The sequence below is a fragment of the Marinicrinis lubricantis genome, from assembly GCF_042658665.1.
In the GTDB taxonomy this organism is placed as follows: domain Bacteria; phylum Bacillota; class Bacilli; order Paenibacillales; family KCTC-33676; genus Marinicrinis; species Marinicrinis lubricantis.
Genome location: NZ_JBHSQV010000029.1, coordinates 48191 through 64530 on the forward strand (window position 1 = coordinate 48191; position 16340 = coordinate 64530).

Consider the following 16340-nt stretch of genomic DNA (forward strand, 5'->3'; position numbering starts at 1 on the left):
AAAGGTGAAATGGATTGACTTTGGACATACGAGGAAGGGTGCGGCTTACGATGAGACGTAGAAGAATGTCTTCGTTTTTGTCGGAACTCATGGAGCAGCACTCTTTTTTCGAACGGCAGGGAAAGCAGTTCATTGAGAAGTGCGGGGAAGAGAGAGCATGGAGCCCTGTTCAGAAGCAGCAAGCGGAGCAGTTGATCGAGCGTTATACGATGCGATTGGCACGAATATTAAGCAGCAGGACCGACGCCAAATTCGACGTCGTCCTGATTGGAATGGACGTCCGTATTCAGACCGAGGAAGAGAAGACTGATCAGGTCACCCTTTGTTTTCCTGAGGAAGAGGATGCTAACAAAGGCAAGCTCTCCTTCCTATCCCCCATGGGCATGGGAATGTTGTTAACGCGACTGGGGCAAGTATTTAGGCTAACAACCTCGTCTGGCGAAAAGAAATATCGCGTGGTAGAAATACAGACACCGAGTATGCCGAGGATAGATGAGATTCATCAGATGCTCGAGACCAAAAAACAACATCAACAAGATCGATTTAGACCAGGCTATCATTTTTCACCTCCTTCTCATTGGTTGAATGATCCGAACGGATTAGTGTATTACGAGGGAGTCTATCATCTATTTTATCAACACCATCCTCACGGCAACCAATGGGGACCGATGCATTGGGGACATGCAGTGAGTTCGGATTTGATCCATTGGGAGCATATGCCGATCGCTTTGTTCCCAGATGAGCATGGAGCCATTTTCTCCGGCTGTTGCGTGGTGGATTGGAACAACAGCAGCGGACTGTTTGAAGGTTCGCATGGATTGGTCGCCATCTTTACTCATGCGGACAGTTGTCCGAAGACCGGACAGCCGCGTCAGCGGCAAAGCTTGGCTTACAGCGATGATCAAGGCCGAACCTGGCACAAATACAAGGGGAACCCTGTTCTCGCTGAGGAAGATCTGATAGACTTCCGTGATTCGAAAGCGTTCTGGCATCCGCAAAGTGAGCGGTGGGTCATGGTGCTTGTGGCGGGAGATCATGTTCGTTTTTATGGGTCTAAAAATTTGCGTGAATGGACGCTGATCGGCCAATTCGGCAAAGAGGAAGGCTCGCACGACGGTGTTTGGGAATGCCCGGATCTCTTTGAATTGCCGATCGATGACAGCGGGCGCTCCAAATGGGTGCTTATCGTAAGCATCGGGGATCGTCCAGACTGTCCTGAAGGCTCGCGTACGCAATATTTTATCGGAGAGTTCGACGGAAATACGTTTATCAACGACAACCCTGCCGATCATGTCATGTGGCTGGATTATGGCAGGGATAATTATGCAGGTGTCACTTGGTCGGATATACCAGCGCAAGACGGACGGCGCGTGATGATTGGATGGATGAGCAACTGGAAATATGCCAACCAGACGCCAACCGGAGAGTGGAGAGGCGCCATGACGTTGCCCCGTGCCTTGTCATTGACCAGCCGGGACGAAGGCATCGTGCTAACCCAACTGCCTGTCCGGGAAATAGAGCAGCTTCGAAAAGAATCGAAGAGCTGGAATATGCTCACCGTTACGCCTGAGGTTCCTTATACGCTGAAGACAGAGGATGACTTGCTGGAGATTGAGGCGGACATCGATATTCGATCCGCAGGCGAGGTTCTAATCAAACTGCAATCGGCTGGGGAGATTGAGACGATCATCGGTTATGACCCCGTGAGCCAATGGCTGTTCATCGACCGAACCAAATCGGGCATAACAGACTTCCACCCGTCGTTTGGATGCCAGCATGGAGTCAGGCTTGTTCCGGAAAACGGTACAATCAGGCTGCAAATCTGGCTGGATCGCAATGCGGTTGAAGTGTATGCGAATGCAGGGCTGGTTGTGCTAACGGACCAAATATTCCCGGATGCTCCGATGGATCGTATGGAGATAAGTGTGAAATCAGGGGAAGCCCAACTGAGCTCGCTCCATCTCCATGCTCTCAAATCCATTCATGTTCCTAATGGCGCAGCGGAGTAAATATCAAGGAGGAAATGAAGCGTGAGTCAATCACCCGACAACCAGGGGCTGATGATGTATTGGCCCTTTGATGAAGGAACAGGAGCCAGTGCGGTAGAGCGTATTTCTCAAGTACGGGATCATATTCAGTACGTATTTAATGAAGCTGAGTTGACGGAATCCTGAAATCCGCAGTGGAGACAGGGAGTTATGGGCAGCGGACTTCTATTTGATGGTTACTCGACTTGCATTGCTCATCCCTTTAAAGAAGGGGATCCGAACCGGGAGATACAATATCGATCAGCCTTGAGTATAGGTGTATGGGTAGCTCCCCGTTCCTATGAATGGGGATTCGAAGGGAAGTTGTCAGCTATCGTGAATCGCTGCAACATGGATCGCAGACAGGGTTATTTGCTTGGCATGTTTCGCCATGGCTCTTGGTCCTTCCAAGTCGGGCTGGAAGGCGGAGGATGGAAAGAAGTTTGGTCGCCGGACGGCCTGGAACTGCCCAAAAATAAATGGTCTTATGTAAATGCAGTGTTCGATGGAATTAAGGGGGAAATGAAATTGTACTTAAACGGCAGCGAGATCGCCTCGGCTGAGCTGCCTCCTCATTCCCGCTTGGCCGAAGCGGTAGACACGGAACTGCTCATCGGCAAAAATAATCACAGCAGTCAATGGGGTAAAGTGTTTAGCCTCCATATGTTTAGCGGTATCATGGATGAACTGAAGATGTACCATCGTGCTCTGAGCGCAGAGGAGATTGCCGCATCTTATCGGCATGTGTTGAATACCGCCTGTGGAGGGGCCCATCCGCAATTAGCGTATGACGAGATCAAGCTGGATCGGACGCCTTTGCTTCGAGACCGGCATAGACCGCAATATCATGTCAGTCCGCCTGCGCATTGGATGAACGAGCCCCACGCGCCGATCTATTTTGATGGTCAATACCACCTATTCTATCAGCATAACCCTCTTGGACCCTATTTTTATCAAATTCATTGGGGACATTGGGTAAGCAAAGACCTGGTGCATTGGCGTGATCTTACCGTGGCATTAGCTCCAGAAAAAGACCAACTCGCACCGGACGGGATCTGGTCAGGAAGTGCGACATATGATGCAGACGGCCTGCCTGTCTTGTTCTTTACGGCAGGCAATGACGGTGCTTCGCCGAACCAGAGTGTGGCGCTTGCCCGAAGTACCTATTCTCAGGATGGAAATCCGGATCTGGTTCGTTGGGTCAAACATCCTGAACCGTTGATTGTCCAGAAGAAGGGCATGGGCGCATTCGGAGATTTCCGGGATCCGTTCGTGTGGAAGGACGATGACGGTTGGGTTGCCTTGGTCGGGTCCGGGATCGAGGGCGAAGGTGGAGCAGCACTGGCCTTTGTGTCCCAGGATATGCTGAATTGGACATATAAAGGACCTTTGTTTAAAGCGGATATTCAGCAGTTTCCTTATCTTGGACCCATCTGGGAGCATTTTCCGATCCGCTACGGTGCCCAGCGTTTCTTGAAGCAGCTTGGCTTGTTTTTTGACTACATTAAATTGATGGTTTTGAATATATGGGGTTGTCATGGCTTTTCAGCTCCTTGGTTTGGTGTGTAAATCCATACCGCTGCAAAGCCTATGATGAAGACGATAACCCGTATTTCGGGCGATGATGTTAATCTGTCACGATCATACCCTCATGCAAAGTATCGCCCCCGTAACAGGCTTTGCATGAGCAGATTCTTATTCCGGCAATGTGATTTGCCATATTTATCAACCTCCCTGCTTCCATTCATTATAAAAAATTCCCTCTAGGGGTTCAACTGCTGTTTTAGACTGTCGAAGCTGGTTGGCCTGAGGAGGTTGAACCTCATGATCGAATAGAAGTAGGACCTTCGTCATGCATCGAAATGCGCAGAAAAAGAAAAGAAAAACCAGTTATCCCCATTCACAAATACCCCTATATCGATTATAATTTCGGCAGCAGTAAACGACTTCTTTTTCAAATGGTTAGTCGAATAATAAAGGATTATGCGTACGAGCATCGTGTTCTCATTATACGGTGCCATTTTTTGACTAGAGGGGTGTGACGGTTGAATTGTCCTACATGTTCAGAGAAATTAACCAATGAGGCTAGATTTTGCCCGAATTGCGGTGCTAGACTTCCGGAGACGGTTGAAACGGCGGAGATCGGTAATGCAGAGGTACAAAGAACGGAACCGAATATACAGCAGGCTGCAGAGTCAGTGAATGAAGGTAAAACGATCGATCCTAATCCTGCAGAGCGGGAGCCGGTCATGGAAGAAGCGATTCCGCCGATAGGTACAGAGAAAGTAGAGTACATAGAACAAGCGGCTGAGACCGCTGAAGTCAAAGAAACGGAGATGAAGATGACGGTCGCTGCCGAAGAACCTGCACAAGTTAGGTTCTTCTCGCTGCCGACACTAATTTACTTCACTTTGTCCGTTCTGCTGATCTTATTTACCTGTGCTGAGGTATGGAGTTCATGAAGGGGAGGGGGATGCATCTATGAAACTGCGTATAGCCGTTATATTGCTATTCGCTGCAGCGATGATAGGAGCTTTTGTGTTTTTTCAGTTTGAGGATCGACTTAAGCCGGTGGAAGCAACGGAATCGGTCGATGTAACTAAAGAGATGGTTGCTGAGCAGTACGATCAGTGGTGGGATTCGAAGATGCAGGGCTTTGAAAGCCGGCTGACCTATGATACTCAGATGACGGTCGTTCATGTCGGGGAATTAAATACGGATGCGTACTGGGGATCGTTTGGCTTTGATCTGGATCAGCGGCACGTGTCGCTCAATCCGGAGACGAAGGCGATGTACTTTTACGACCAAAGCTATCTCCCCGATTCACGGGATAATATGATCGTCATTCATGACGTCAATTCAATGGATATTTTGCTGCAGGAACGTGTATATAGAGACACAAACTCGGCAACGATTCGTTTTTCGGAAATCGAGCCCCTGGATGATGAAACAGGAAGCATGGTCATTGAAGAGGCCAGGCTGTATGCAGGCCAGCATATGTCCATTGATCTGATCAGTGAGCATGGGGACATTGAAGTAGAGTTTGATGATCAAGTGCAAGAGTTAAGCCCAGGTGAAACGGCTGTCTTTGAACAAAAAGCGGACAAAAATGGAACCACCGTTCGATCTAAGGTTGTCGTCTCCAACTACGGATTATGGGATTCGATCAACATGAAATATGTGGTGAGCGATCCGGATGGAGGGTATTAAGCGATGATACGAAGTATGAAACTACTATGGTGTACGCTTATATTGTCTGTATTTGCGGCCACATTGCCTGTCATTCCAGTACAAGCGGAAGAATACGATCCGTATGAAGTCGTCGAGAACATTCCGGTCTTATTCGTTCATGGTTATAACGACGACGGCGAATCATGGAAAAACTCGGAAATTTACAGCTATTTGCAAATCCAAGGCTCTAAGGTCGTGTCTGTTGACTACGGTGATTATAACCGTAATGATATTACCTCAGATAAAATACAGCAAATATACAGCGATGCGATCGCACAGCTGCCAAAGGATTCGAAGTTCGATATTATCGTGCACAGCATGGGCGGCTTGCTGACGCGTTATTACTTCACAGAGCATCCTGAAATTCAGGACCGCGTTCGTCGGGTGATCTTTATAGGTACCCCGCACCACGGATCTCATGCCGCACTGATGAACCGCCTGCAGGGGATGATCGACGATCCAGGGGATTATTTCGAGGATGGCCGGAACAACCAAGACATTAAAGAGTATCGGAAATTATACCAAGCGTATGCAGACAGTATGTTCGACAGCTATTCCGGCGGGCAAATTTCATCTCAGCCGTATGAAGTGTGGCTGACGGAGAATCACCCGGAGGTCATGGAAACGATTAAAAATCGGCAGCTGGAGGAAGCGGGCCAAGGTCTTGAAAAGTTAGGCACGAACGTGCTTGCAGGAAGCTTAGATTACCGGTACAGCGGTGCCTTTGAGGAGTATGCGAAGCTGTTAATCGGCCGTATTCTTGAGAGAGAGGCTAGAACGGCAACGTACCATACGATGTTTCCGAAGCTGAACCCGCAGGATGACGTATCTGACGAAAATCAGATACCAGACAAATCCTTCGTCGATGAAGGTACATTCTGGGTGGAAATGAAGGCCAATTGCTGGGGATTTTGCGGCGACGGACAGCAGTTCTCGGCGAAAAATATCGTGCAGGACCGTCTCATGCTGGAACGATTCTACTTGCAAAATCATATTGCAGAGGACGGCCGGGAAGTGAAGGAGAGTGTGGTTGCGAATTTGTTCCTGCATCGGCTCTGGCTGGATGAATCGTACTATCGTTACTCGGCATTGAACCATAATGAGTATTTTCCGCAATATATTTCGATTGCTACGGTAGATGATCTAGATCATTTTGCAGGTCGCAAAGTGGTGGATATGTTCACGAAAAATTACAGCTTGTGGGACAATGAAGAGCATGACGGGGTTGTACCGTTAAGCAGCGCGAAGCTGGAAGTGTGGCCGGGGCTTGATCCGGAGGAGAACATGGACCGCAATGTGCAGATTTTGCCTGATCAAGATATGTCCAGCGACCGAACGGTTCAGAAGAAGAGCGGGAACTACATCTTCCATTCGGATCAAATGCAGCAGACCGATGTCCTGCTTCAGGAATATGAGAATCCCTTCACGGGTGAGGACGATGAAGATCTTCTCCTGAAAATTGACCCGAACGACGCTTCCGAGATATCGGGAAGAATGGCCATCGTACGGGTGGACAGCGACTACTACGGAACAGAGCTGAAACTTACGATACACGCCAAAGGCCGGGCGAACGTGCGTATAGCGGAGCGAGATACGTATCAGACATGGGACGAAATGAAACCCGTGCCGTTAACGTGGAGCGAGAATAATGAGTGGGTTGGCGAATACGCCTTTACTCCTTCTGAGAAGGTGAAGGACTATTTTGTATTTTCCGACAGCGAAGTGACGGTGTCTTACTTGCCTCCAGGGGAAGGCGAAGAGATTCCGAAGTACCCGTACTATATTCAAATGCTGAACACCACCCTGGACGGAAGCACGATGAAGCATCAATTCCGGATCATAGACAGATCGACAGGCAAATCTGTAGGAGATATGCGTTCGAAAGATTTTATTGTGAAGTTGAACGATAGCAGCCTTTTGAATCCGTGGCTCATGGTAGAGAAGCAGACGTTAACTCATTCCAGCAGCATCGTTCTCAACTTGGATTATTCAGGCAGCATGAACGGCTGGCCGAAACAGCTGTCACAAGCCGCAGCATATGACTTCATTCGCAATCTTGAAGGGAAGACAGATGCGATGGTGGGTGTGCTGGGCTTTACGGAAGAGATCAAAGTGCTTCAGCAGCTGACGGATCAATATGGGGATGCCAGCTTGACGGTATACACGAACCTAGATGGAGGAACTGCACTATATGACGCGGTCGTTGCCGGAGCCAATCTGTTGTCTGAGGAACGCGGACGGAAGTCGATGATTGTGCTATCCGATGGCAATGATGAGGACAGCAGGGCTGAACTTGAGGATGCCATTCGAATTGCCAAGGAAGAGCAGATTTCCGTATATCCGATCGGTCTAGGAGATGTAGACTTGGACGTATTGCAGCAGTTGGCGGATGAGACCGGCGGCAAGATGCTGCATACGCTAAGCGCAGATGATTTGAGTGAAATTTATGATACCGTGACGAAAGAAGAAGATTACATTTATACGTTGGAATACGAAGCGGGCGATTTGAGCAGCGAGAACGTGCTTCAGCTCGCATTGACATCGGATCGCTCCAATGAGGCGAAGGTCAGCTACGGTCCTTTAGATATCGATTTGGAACGCTGGCCGTGGAAGAAATTTTCGAAGATGATCGAGGACATTAAGGAGGGATACGGAAGTGGAAACCGCGACAACTAGTCAGGTGCAAACGAGGCAAAGGATCGGCCTTGGACCGTTCATTGGCTGGATCGAGCCGATTTCAGTAATCGCCGCGCTTTGCGTATCGGCCGCAGTATACTTTATGGGTACGGCTATAGCGGGTGCGCTGCTCCTTATCTTTCTCTTTACGCTGCTGCTTTCGGGAAGTAAGAGGTTCTGGCAAGGTACCGTCAGTTTGTATATTTTCTTATGTATTGGATTATTCGCAGCCCATCGGTTCGATGTGGACAAAGCACCGGATTGGCTGCTGTCCATGATCGTTCCGACGCTCATTGCAGCATTGCTGCTTCGGGAATCGGAGCGTATCGGAAAATGGACGGCACCGATCCGAAAGGTAGTCGATCGGTGGCTTCGTCTCGCTAGACTTCATCCGATCCCATGTGCGATGCTTTTCACTTGCATCGTTGCACTGCTCGCAGGCGCCGCATACCTTGGCTGGCTCGGGCTGCTGATCATCACCCTGATGATTGGTATGACGCAGTCTGCAGCTTCCCATTGGAAGATGTGCGCGTGGTTGATGATGGGATTGTATACGCCCATGCTGCATCTGTTCATTTGGCAAGGGATCATTGACATGGGAACAGAACCCTTAACATATATACAAGTATATGCGGACCGTATCGTGTATCCTGTACTGGTATTGATATATGTGAGCCTTGGGAAAACGGCGAGTCCTAAGATGTCTGCACGGCAGGAATCGGCTGAGGTATAGACTCTGGAGACGGAGGGAGCGCTATGGTGGAAGTGGCTGTCTTCACATTCATCGTCCTGCTAGGAATTCTCGTGCTTGCAGCGGTGAAAGCTTACCGAGGTCCGGCACTTGTATTTGCGGCAGGGCTGATCATCTATTTGCTGGCCTTTATGTTAGATACACCGACAGAGCAAAAAGGAATTCGATTGGAGGGTGTCCTATTTACCATGATCACCTTTCTGATCGTATTTCCTCTGTATGCCATCGGCATCATCAGCTGGATCATGGCATATGTGCGCAGAAGGCAGCAGAAATAATTGACGCTTTAAACCTAACAAGGCAAAAGAAAAACTGGAGATCCACCAATGTGTTGATGATGGATCTCCAGTCTTTTTGTTGTCCGATCCTCATTGGATGGACTGTTTAACGTGCTGTTACGCAGCCAGCGGTTTCGCCAAACTCATTTCTACGCACATCAGTATAAAGGCGCCTGCGCCGTGCAGGTCGTTCTCGCTTGTAGGTCTGGCAATATAGTGGGCGTAATCTCCAATGCCCGTGCCGATACAGATATTGCCGATGACTACGTTGCCATTCTCATCGTGCTTCAATGTATCAATGATGCCTTGATAGCCTTTCCAAGCCACTTTCATATATTGAGGGTCCAGATAGCCCATGCGCACGGCTTTGGCTATCGCATGCACATACAAGGCGGTACATGAGCTTTCCAGCCAGTTATCATCTAGGTGTCCTTTGTCGACCACTTGATACCATAAGCCCGTCGCTTCATCTTGGTATTTCGTCAGGGCGATCAACAGGTCCTGAACGACCTTAACCAGTGCCGTTTTATCCTTATGATCCTCAGGAAGATGCTCGAACATTTCTAACAGAGCGACAGGATACCAGCCGATCGCACGGCCCCAGAACTCCGGCGCTTGACCCGTTTCGGGATCCGCCCAGCTTGCCTCTTTGGTTTCGTCCCAGCCGTGATACAAAAGACCGGTTTCGGGATCTTTGGTGTGCTTCTCCATGAGGAGGGCTTGGTAGGTCATCATATCGAAGTAATTGCTTTCACCGAATGTCTTGCCGAATTGAACCGCAATCGGTCCAGCCATATATAAACCGTCCAGCCACATTTGATTCGGATAGCGGCCCTTATGCCAAAATCCGCCTGATGGATTGGTCTTCCATTCTTTTAACAGAGGTACAAGCGTGTGCAGGGCTTTCTTATACCGTTCGTCTCCCGTTTGCTCATATAGGTTGAAGAGCAGTACGCCCGGCTGAATATCGTCCAGTTCATCGGCATTGAACTTTTTGATGCTGCCATCCTCTTGAACCTGGCTGTCGACCCAACGTTTGAGGTAGTAATAATACTTATCCTTTTTCGTCTCCCGCCAGCATTTCTCCATACCGGACAGAAAGACTCCCTGATGATAGTGGAATCGGTCCGGCGGAAGCTGTTCCGGTTCGAATTTGGCCATTAAGGCTTCACACGCCTTCTCCGCCCACTCAATCGGTGTAAGCTCCTTTTTTAATACTTGGCTGCTTGTTTGTGAAGAATTCATTGCGCTCATTCCTCCCTATCGGTTGCTTACTCTTATCGTAGCACAGCGATATGTACATTTTTTGCAAAAAGGCGTGAATTCTTCTTATATCTTGCGGTAAAATGAATAGACAAAAGTCGGTTTGAAGGGGAGGGGGCAAGCATGAGTGAGCTGCAATACGATAATGGCAAAGGGACCTTCTCGTTATCCCACCGGAAGGCGCTGAGTCATCATATGCCGGCAAGTCATTTTCACAGTACGTATGAAATTTTCTATTTGATGTCTGGAACGCGTGAATTTTTTATCAAAGACCGGACGATGGCGATCGGTGAAGGGGATATTATGATTATCGCTCCGAACATACTGCATCGTACAACGAATTCGAAAATTCCAGGGTATGAGCGGTTGATCGTGAATTTGCATGAAAAGCAAATGACTTCACTAAGTGAATCCTATATGGATATTTTGCAGCCTCTGTTCGAGAAGGAATACTTGATCGTTAGATGTTCTTTGCAGGATCAGCTCTCGATTGAGACGCTGGCACAGAGGATTATACAGGAAATGCACGATCGAAAGCCAGGCTTCGAAATGTATGCACAGACCTTGGTGCTGCAGCTTCTTATAATTTGCTGCCGCCACGTCAAACAAAACAACATGGAGCCCCCTGCTTTTCCGAGCCCCATGCATGAAAGAATATCGGAAGTAGTCCGGTACATGAACAATTATTATATGGAGGACCTGTCTCTGCCTTTGGTGGCTGAGAAGTTCTTCGTCAGTCCCTATTATTTGAGCCGTTCATTTAAAGAAGCGACGGGCTTCTCATTCGTTGAATATTTGAACAGTGTGCGGGTGAAGGAAGCCAAGAAGCTGCTCGAGCAATCCTCCATGAAAGTAAGCCAGATCGCTCGAAAGGTCGGCTTTGGCAGCGTGACACATTTCGGCCGCATATTCAAGTCGGTGACAGGACATGCGCCGCTGTTTTATAGGAAAAGCTAAAATATGCGGAAACTGCGGGAGTCACCATCTTTTATGCCAGTTGAGCGGTAGGCCAGATCACGAGTTCATTCACATCGATCTGTGCAGGCTGTTCAATGGCGTATGCAATCGCACGGGCTATAGCAGATGCAGGAATGGCATCTCGTCTATAGTCTGCCATGAGCTGTCTGGCTGTTACATCATTACTTTTCTCCATAACGGTGCAGGAGCACATCTGGCGAGTTCGATTCGTTACCTGCATAGCAGCTTCTGCGTTACGATATCCGAGTAGATTTCCATGCCACTGACCTCTGTAATATGAATGACATCAGAGAAAGACTCGCTTTGTGGCAGAAGCTCTGTCAGCAGATTTTCCCTGCTTAATATATATTCCGGATGATAGACAACATCTGGTCGACCGTCGAAGATCGCCGCATAGAAGATGCCGGTCTCGACTAAATCCTGAAAGAAGTGGCTGCCGTAAGAAAGCTCTGGCATGAACCCCGCCTCAATGGAAGCGACCTCTACGAGCACAGACATCTGGCTCACCTCGGAGAAGTGCACCGGCACACCTAACGATGGTGTAGTCGTTCCCCACCTGCCGGGACCGATCAGCATGACGTTTTTCCCCTTTAGCGCCGCACCTATAAGTCCGATCTGTCTTGCGACGGCGTATTTGTCCTGCGGGATTCGCTGTAAGTAAGGCTGCGCGTGGACATAAACGACATAATCGATCGGCAGTCGGACGTTGCCGCCCATGAAATTACCGGTCGCCGCGAAAAAGAAGTCCTGCTCATCAGCAAGCTCGGGCATAGCAACGGGACGTCCGAGACCTCTCGTTTGCAGCGGCCGGCACTGCAGCAGGTTCACTTTGAAATGCCCGTCCTTGGTGAAATTGGCGGTATATTCAATGTCTACGGGGTAGTCATAAACGCGGGAAAGCAGGGCAAGCATGTCTCTCATCAGCGCCGGAAATTCTGTACGCTTCAGGAGCATCTCAAAGTCGACGATTTGCGGTACGGGCATATCCGTATAGCCGAGCTCCTGCATCCTTCTTTCCGCTTGCTCATCCCGCGCAGCGAACAGCGATGTGTCCGTTTTAAGGTTGTAGGTCAGCAGCTGATCGATGTTTACCGTAGTTAGCGTGTTGTCGGTGAGACTAAGCACATCAACGTAATGCTGAGCGTATTTTTTGCGATCCTCTTTATTCATAGGAGGAATGCGTGTCGGTTGATCTAGAGCAACCAGCCTTGCATAATCGCCGACCGTTCGATCGACCGCCCGTGTGCCTAGACCGAATACGAGCCGAAGCATTCCCGCCTCCATATCCACGTCCCGATCCCATACATAAAGATTAGAAGAGTTGCCGACTCCAGCCAAATGCGGGAGAAATACATCGTTATAATGGTCACCGGATACTCGCTGTACGAGAATGGCCATTTGCTCGTCTTTATCGAACAATCCGCGATTCATCCGGTATCGCAGCGCATCCTCGTTCATCGTGCTGGCATAGACGGTGCGGATGGCCTGCTCGAACGCTTCATAGCGTTCCTCTGGTGTCCCCTGATTCACACAGAATACACTATCATATTTGCCCGCAAAGGCGTTGCCGAAATTGTCCTCCAGCAGCGAACTAGATCGAACGATGATCGGAGACTGCCCGAAATACTCGAGGATTTGAACGAACTGCTCTTGAATATTTTCCGGGAAATCACCCTGCAGCATTTTTTCGCGAAGCTCAGCAGCATAGGAGTAGTAGCCGTCGGCTGTTTTTTGCTTCATGCGCAGCTTCCACCAACCGTTTTGCACAACATAGGTGTAGAACACATCGGAGCCTAAATAGAACGAATCGTGTGGCTCTATAAACGATGCGAACCGCTCGCCGCCATCCTTCTCGATGATTTTGCGGGCGAGCAGCATGCCGACGCTTTTTCCTCCAATAAAGCCCGTCCCGATTTCTCTCGCGGCAATGGCTAAGATGTCCTCAAGGGTAAAGTACTCCTCGCATAGCTCCAGCATGCGCGACTCGTGGCCGATCAGCACAGACATGAGCCGTTTTTTAGTCGATTGCTGTAGCGACTCGTCTTGGTTTAGCGCTTCTTTGGCTTGTTGAAATAAGACGTTCCAATAATCCAGCCGTTCCTCGCCGCGGTGGATATGTGAGAACAGCTCAGCCGCTTCCGTGCTGGAAGTAATGGATACGGCTTCTTGACCTTGAATGAGATGAGGGAAAAACATCGTAGGCGAATAGCGGTTCCACACCTTCAAAGGGTGAATATACACATGTTCCTTGAATTGATACAGATCGAGCAGTACTTGGGTTGTCTCGCGGATTCCCGCAATGGTGCTGTAGGTGTGGGCGTTGCGAATAATAGCGAAGTAAGCGATCGTGTCAAGCTCGTACAGAAACGGACAGGAAACCTTGAAGAAATTGCCAATCATGAGATCGGAATACCAGTATTGCAGCAGGTCGGTCAAGCAATCAAACACGTAAAATGCTCTTCGGCCTTCCTGCTCAATGATTTGATGTACTTCCGTTGCAAATCTCTCAAAGCCTTGACTCGCATCGACATGATAGGTTGTAAGTTTTGGGGAATCTTTCAATAAAGGATCATGATTGCCGAAACGAACATATATCAATTTACGTTGATCCAGCCGTGCTTGTTCTACAAATGGTCCTATAATTTGCTTGTAATTACTTACGGAATCGACCTGCCAGACGACATTGTCACCGAGCCTGAGTTTATCGATGGCTTGGTCAAAGCCTTGGAGTCCTGTACTTACTTTATCCTGCAAGCCCATGCCTGCTGTCCACTCCTTTCATCCGCTGCTAGAATTGGTTATTTGTATTATATCTTGTTGCAAGCGGAGGCCCCCATGGACTAGGAGGAGAAAGTTTTGCATGAGAGCGATAGATCAATGTGTCATAACCCTAAGTGATATCCGGGGAAATTGTTTGAATTTAAGATAATATGGTATGATAGTGAAAAAGATCATTGCAAAGGAGTCTGCGGACGATGTCTAATATAGATAACCATATAGAAATCGGAATCAGTACGTTTTTGGAGGCGACACCGGATCCAGTAACGGGAGAGGCGATCAGCCATGCAGAGCGTCTGCGCCGCGCCGTGGAGGAAATTGTGCTGGCCGATCAGGTTGGGCTCGATGTGTATGGCGTGGGAGAACATCACCGTGCAGATTATGCGAGTTCGGCGCCAGCTGTTGTATTAGCGGCTGCGGCATCGATGACCAAGCACATTCGGCTGACCAGTGCAGTAACCGTATTATCCTCGGACGATCCGGTTCGCGTATATCAGCAATTCGCAACACTTGACGGAATTTCGAACGGCAGGGCGGAGATTATGGCCGGACGAGGCTCATTCATCGAATCGTTCCCGCTCTTCGGATACAGCCTTGAGGATTACGATGAACTATTTGATGAGAAGCTGGAGCTGCTGCTTAAGATACGCGCTTCGGAGAAGGTGAATTGGCAAGGAGGACATCGACCAGCGATCCGTGATCTCGGCGTGTATCCGCGCGCTGTGCAAGAGCCGCTGCCGGTATGGATTGCCAGTGGAGGGAACCCGCAGTCGGTGATTCGAGCAGGGATGCTGGGGCTTCCGATTGCGTTAGCGATTATCGGAGGAATGCCAGAGCAGTTCGCTCCAATCGTGTCCCTGTACAAGGAAGCAGCAAAGCGTGCTGGGCACGACCCGGACAAGCTGCAGATCGCGACACACTCGCACGGCTTCATCGCCGATACAACGGAAGAAGCGGCGGATAAATTCTTCCCGCCGACACAGGCACAGATGAACGTGCTCGCGAAAGAGAGAGGATGGCCGCGTTATGATCGGTCTTCGTTCGATGCAGCTCGCAGCATGCGCGGGGCCTTGTATGTCGGCGATGCCGAATATGTTGCCGAGAAGATTATTTTGCTTCGCAAAAATCTGGGCATCACCCGGTTTTTCCTGCACGTCAATGTCGGCACGATGCCGCACAAAGACATTTTGAGGGCGATTGAACTGCTCGGAACGAAGGTAGCGCCGATCGTGCGCAAAGAGATAGCACGTCAAGAGAGCGGAGAGTAAGAGAATGGGGCAGCTCATGAAGGAGCTGCCCCTGATTTTTTTTACTTGGTTTATTCACTCTCTCAACTTGATCGGATGGCGGCGTAAGACGTTTTTCCTGAACTAATTTGACACCGATGGTTTGCTAGATAGAAGTTAAGCGGCCATCTGCATGACGGAGTACATTCCCATCTGAGGTGACATGCTGCCCGTGAATTGGATGGTTGGACCTTGAACCATCTGTGCTGCCTCATGAACTTCCATATTCCCCCATAGAAGCTGGATGAGCAAGGTCGTGTCACCTTCTAAATAAGCGGCGGCCAGTTCCTGCAGGTGGGATTTCTCCTCTTCACTGATTGGCTGCGGAAGACGCTCTAAATCTACATCGCCTTTCACATTCTTAAGCGACTTGCGCGCCCGATGAAGTGCAGCTTTAACCGCACCTTCCGTCATCAAAAGCTTCTCTGCCGTCTCCGCGATCGAATATTCAAGCACTTCACGAAGCATGAATACGGTTCTTTGGAGCGGGGTAAGCAGCTCCACGAGCGCATGCAGTGCCAGCTCCAAATGCAGTGTTTCATGCAGCGGCTCAGTATCGCCCGGACGCAGCCCGCAGATGAACTGCTGTTCTACCTTGGTTTTTCTCGACTTGTCAATCCACTGGTTCTTGGCGGTGCGCAGCATGAAGGCTTCAATATTGGCATGTGTGCGGCCCTCCAGCGCTTTCAACGTTTTAAGCCAAGTCTCCTGAGCCAAATCCTCCGCATCCCAAGTGGATTTCGTTAAGGAGATACAGTATCGGTGTAAGGCCGCATGCAACTGCTGCAGCTGACCGCTGTGCTTTAATGCGTTTGGAAGCTCCTTGGTGGTTTTACGTGACATACGGAAGTCCTCCTTTTTATATCATTCAATGATTCATTGTTATATGTTCATAAGATTCAGTCCCACTTGAAATGAAACCCCCTCTTCATGTAAACGAATGAAACCCTCGATAAGATACGCACATGAGCTAAATATTTTAGTTATTTTTTCTTCGCAGCTCCGTATCCTTTGAACGCATCGAACCGTTTACGTAGGGAACAGAGAAAAATACACCTGCAATGGAGGTATG

The 16340-nt window shown here is 49.2% G+C and carries 12 protein-coding genes and 1 pseudogene; 9 read left to right on the forward strand and 4 right to left on the reverse strand.

Annotated features, from left to right (window positions below; genetic code table 11):
- Positions 1–50: 50 nt before the first annotated feature.
- The 7 genes and pseudogenes from ACFPXP_RS04425 (at position 51) to ACFPXP_RS04455 (ending at position 8963) form a co-directional block, all read left to right on the forward strand.
- Positions 51–2009 carry a GH32 C-terminal domain-containing protein gene (locus ACFPXP_RS04425; protein ID WP_379892753.1) on the forward strand — a complete coding sequence of 653 codons (1959 nt, stop codon included), beginning with the start codon at positions 51–53 and terminating at the stop codon, positions 2007–2009.
- A gap of 21 nt (positions 2010–2030) precedes the next feature.
- A pseudogene (locus ACFPXP_RS04430) lies at positions 2031–3467 on the forward strand (LamG-like jellyroll fold domain-containing protein); the annotation flags it as partial.
- Between the two features lie 605 nt (positions 3468–4072).
- Positions 4073–4489, forward strand: coding sequence for a zinc-ribbon domain-containing protein (locus ACFPXP_RS04435; RefSeq protein WP_379892755.1), 417 nt, complete (start codon positions 4073–4075; stop codon positions 4487–4489).
- A gap of 19 nt (positions 4490–4508) precedes the next feature.
- Positions 4509–5237, forward strand: a complete 729-nt coding sequence (locus tag ACFPXP_RS04440) for a hypothetical protein (RefSeq protein ID WP_379892757.1) — start codon at positions 4509–4511, stop codon at positions 5235–5237.
- A gap of 3 nt (positions 5238–5240) precedes the next feature.
- Complete coding sequence (locus tag ACFPXP_RS04445) at positions 5241–7934, forward strand: alpha/beta fold hydrolase (RefSeq protein ID WP_379892759.1); 2694 nt, start codon at positions 5241–5243, stop codon at positions 7932–7934.
- Entirely contained in the window at positions 7915–8667 is a 753-nt protein-coding gene (locus ACFPXP_RS04450) for a hypothetical protein (RefSeq protein WP_379892761.1), read from the forward strand. The genes ACFPXP_RS04445 and ACFPXP_RS04450 overlap by 20 nt, the downstream gene beginning before the upstream one ends.
- A gap of 23 nt (positions 8668–8690) precedes the next feature.
- The gene (locus tag ACFPXP_RS04455) at positions 8691–8963 is read left to right on the forward strand and encodes a hypothetical protein (RefSeq protein ID WP_379892763.1); all 273 of its coding nucleotides are present in this window, start codon (positions 8691–8693) and stop codon (positions 8961–8963) included.
- A gap of 117 nt (positions 8964–9080) precedes the next feature.
- Here ACFPXP_RS04455 and ACFPXP_RS04460 read toward each other — a convergent pair whose 3' ends face one another.
- A complete protein-coding gene (locus tag ACFPXP_RS04460) occupies positions 9081–10217 on the reverse strand; it encodes a glycoside hydrolase family 88/105 protein (RefSeq protein ID WP_379892764.1) in 1137 nt (378 codons plus the stop codon).
- A 132-nt stretch (positions 10218–10349) separates the two neighbouring features.
- On the opposite strand from ACFPXP_RS04460, the gene ACFPXP_RS04465 reads away from it, so the two are divergent.
- Entirely contained in the window at positions 10350–11183 is an 834-nt protein-coding gene (locus tag ACFPXP_RS04465) for a helix-turn-helix domain-containing protein (protein ID WP_379892766.1), read from the forward strand.
- A gap of 31 nt (positions 11184–11214) precedes the next feature.
- Here the strand turns inward: ACFPXP_RS04465 and ACFPXP_RS22740 are convergent, their stop codons facing one another.
- Together ACFPXP_RS22740 and ACFPXP_RS04475 are read right to left on the reverse strand one after the other, a co-directional pair.
- Positions 11215–11424 carry a hypothetical protein gene (locus ACFPXP_RS22740; RefSeq protein WP_449288664.1) on the reverse strand — a complete coding sequence of 70 codons (210 nt, stop codon included), beginning with the start codon at positions 11422–11424 and terminating at the stop codon, positions 11215–11217.
- Positions 11415–13964, reverse strand: coding sequence for a PEP/pyruvate-binding domain-containing protein (locus ACFPXP_RS04475; protein ID WP_379892768.1), 2550 nt, complete (start codon positions 13962–13964; stop codon positions 11415–11417). The genes ACFPXP_RS22740 and ACFPXP_RS04475 overlap by 10 nt, the downstream gene beginning before the upstream one ends.
- 215 nt (positions 13965–14179) lie before the next feature.
- On the opposite strand from ACFPXP_RS04475, the gene ACFPXP_RS04480 reads away from it, so the two are divergent.
- Positions 14180–15250, forward strand: coding sequence for an LLM class flavin-dependent oxidoreductase (locus ACFPXP_RS04480; RefSeq protein ID WP_379892770.1), 1071 nt, complete (start codon positions 14180–14182; stop codon positions 15248–15250).
- A 135-nt stretch (positions 15251–15385) separates the two neighbouring features.
- Here ACFPXP_RS04480 and ACFPXP_RS04485 read toward each other — a convergent pair whose 3' ends face one another.
- Complete coding sequence (locus ACFPXP_RS04485; RefSeq protein ID WP_379892772.1) at positions 15386–16111, reverse strand: RNA polymerase sigma factor; 726 nt, start codon at positions 16109–16111, stop codon at positions 15386–15388.
- Between the last annotated feature and the right edge of the window lie 229 nt (positions 16112–16340).

Coding starts and splice junctions, on each gene's coding strand:
- ACFPXP_RS04425 (WP_379892753.1), top strand. CDS start 51: ATGAGACGTAGAAGAATGTCTTCGTTTTTGTCGGAACTCATGGAGCAG.
- ACFPXP_RS04440 (WP_379892757.1), top strand. CDS start 4,509: ATGAAACTGCGTATAGCCGTTATATTGCTATTCGCTGCAGCGATGATA.
- ACFPXP_RS04445 (WP_379892759.1), top strand. CDS start 5,241: ATGATACGAAGTATGAAACTACTATGGTGTACGCTTATATTGTCTGTA.
- ACFPXP_RS04455 (WP_379892763.1), top strand. CDS start 8,691: ATGGTGGAAGTGGCTGTCTTCACATTCATCGTCCTGCTAGGAATTCTC.
- ACFPXP_RS04460 (WP_379892764.1), bottom strand. CDS start 10,217: ATGAGCGCAATGAATTCTTCACAAACAAGCAGCCAAGTATTAAAAAAG.
- ACFPXP_RS04465 (WP_379892766.1), top strand. CDS start 10,350: ATGAGTGAGCTGCAATACGATAATGGCAAAGGGACCTTCTCGTTATCC.
- ACFPXP_RS22740 (WP_449288664.1), bottom strand. CDS start 11,424: ATGCAGGTAACGAATCGAACTCGCCAGATGTGCTCCTGCACCGTTATG.
- ACFPXP_RS04475 (WP_379892768.1), bottom strand. CDS start 13,964: ATGGGCTTGCAGGATAAAGTAAGTACAGGACTCCAAGGCTTTGACCAA.
- ACFPXP_RS04480 (WP_379892770.1), top strand. CDS start 14,180: ATGTCTAATATAGATAACCATATAGAAATCGGAATCAGTACGTTTTTG.
- ACFPXP_RS04485 (WP_379892772.1), bottom strand. CDS start 16,111: ATGTCACGTAAAACCACCAAGGAGCTTCCAAACGCATTAAAGCACAGC.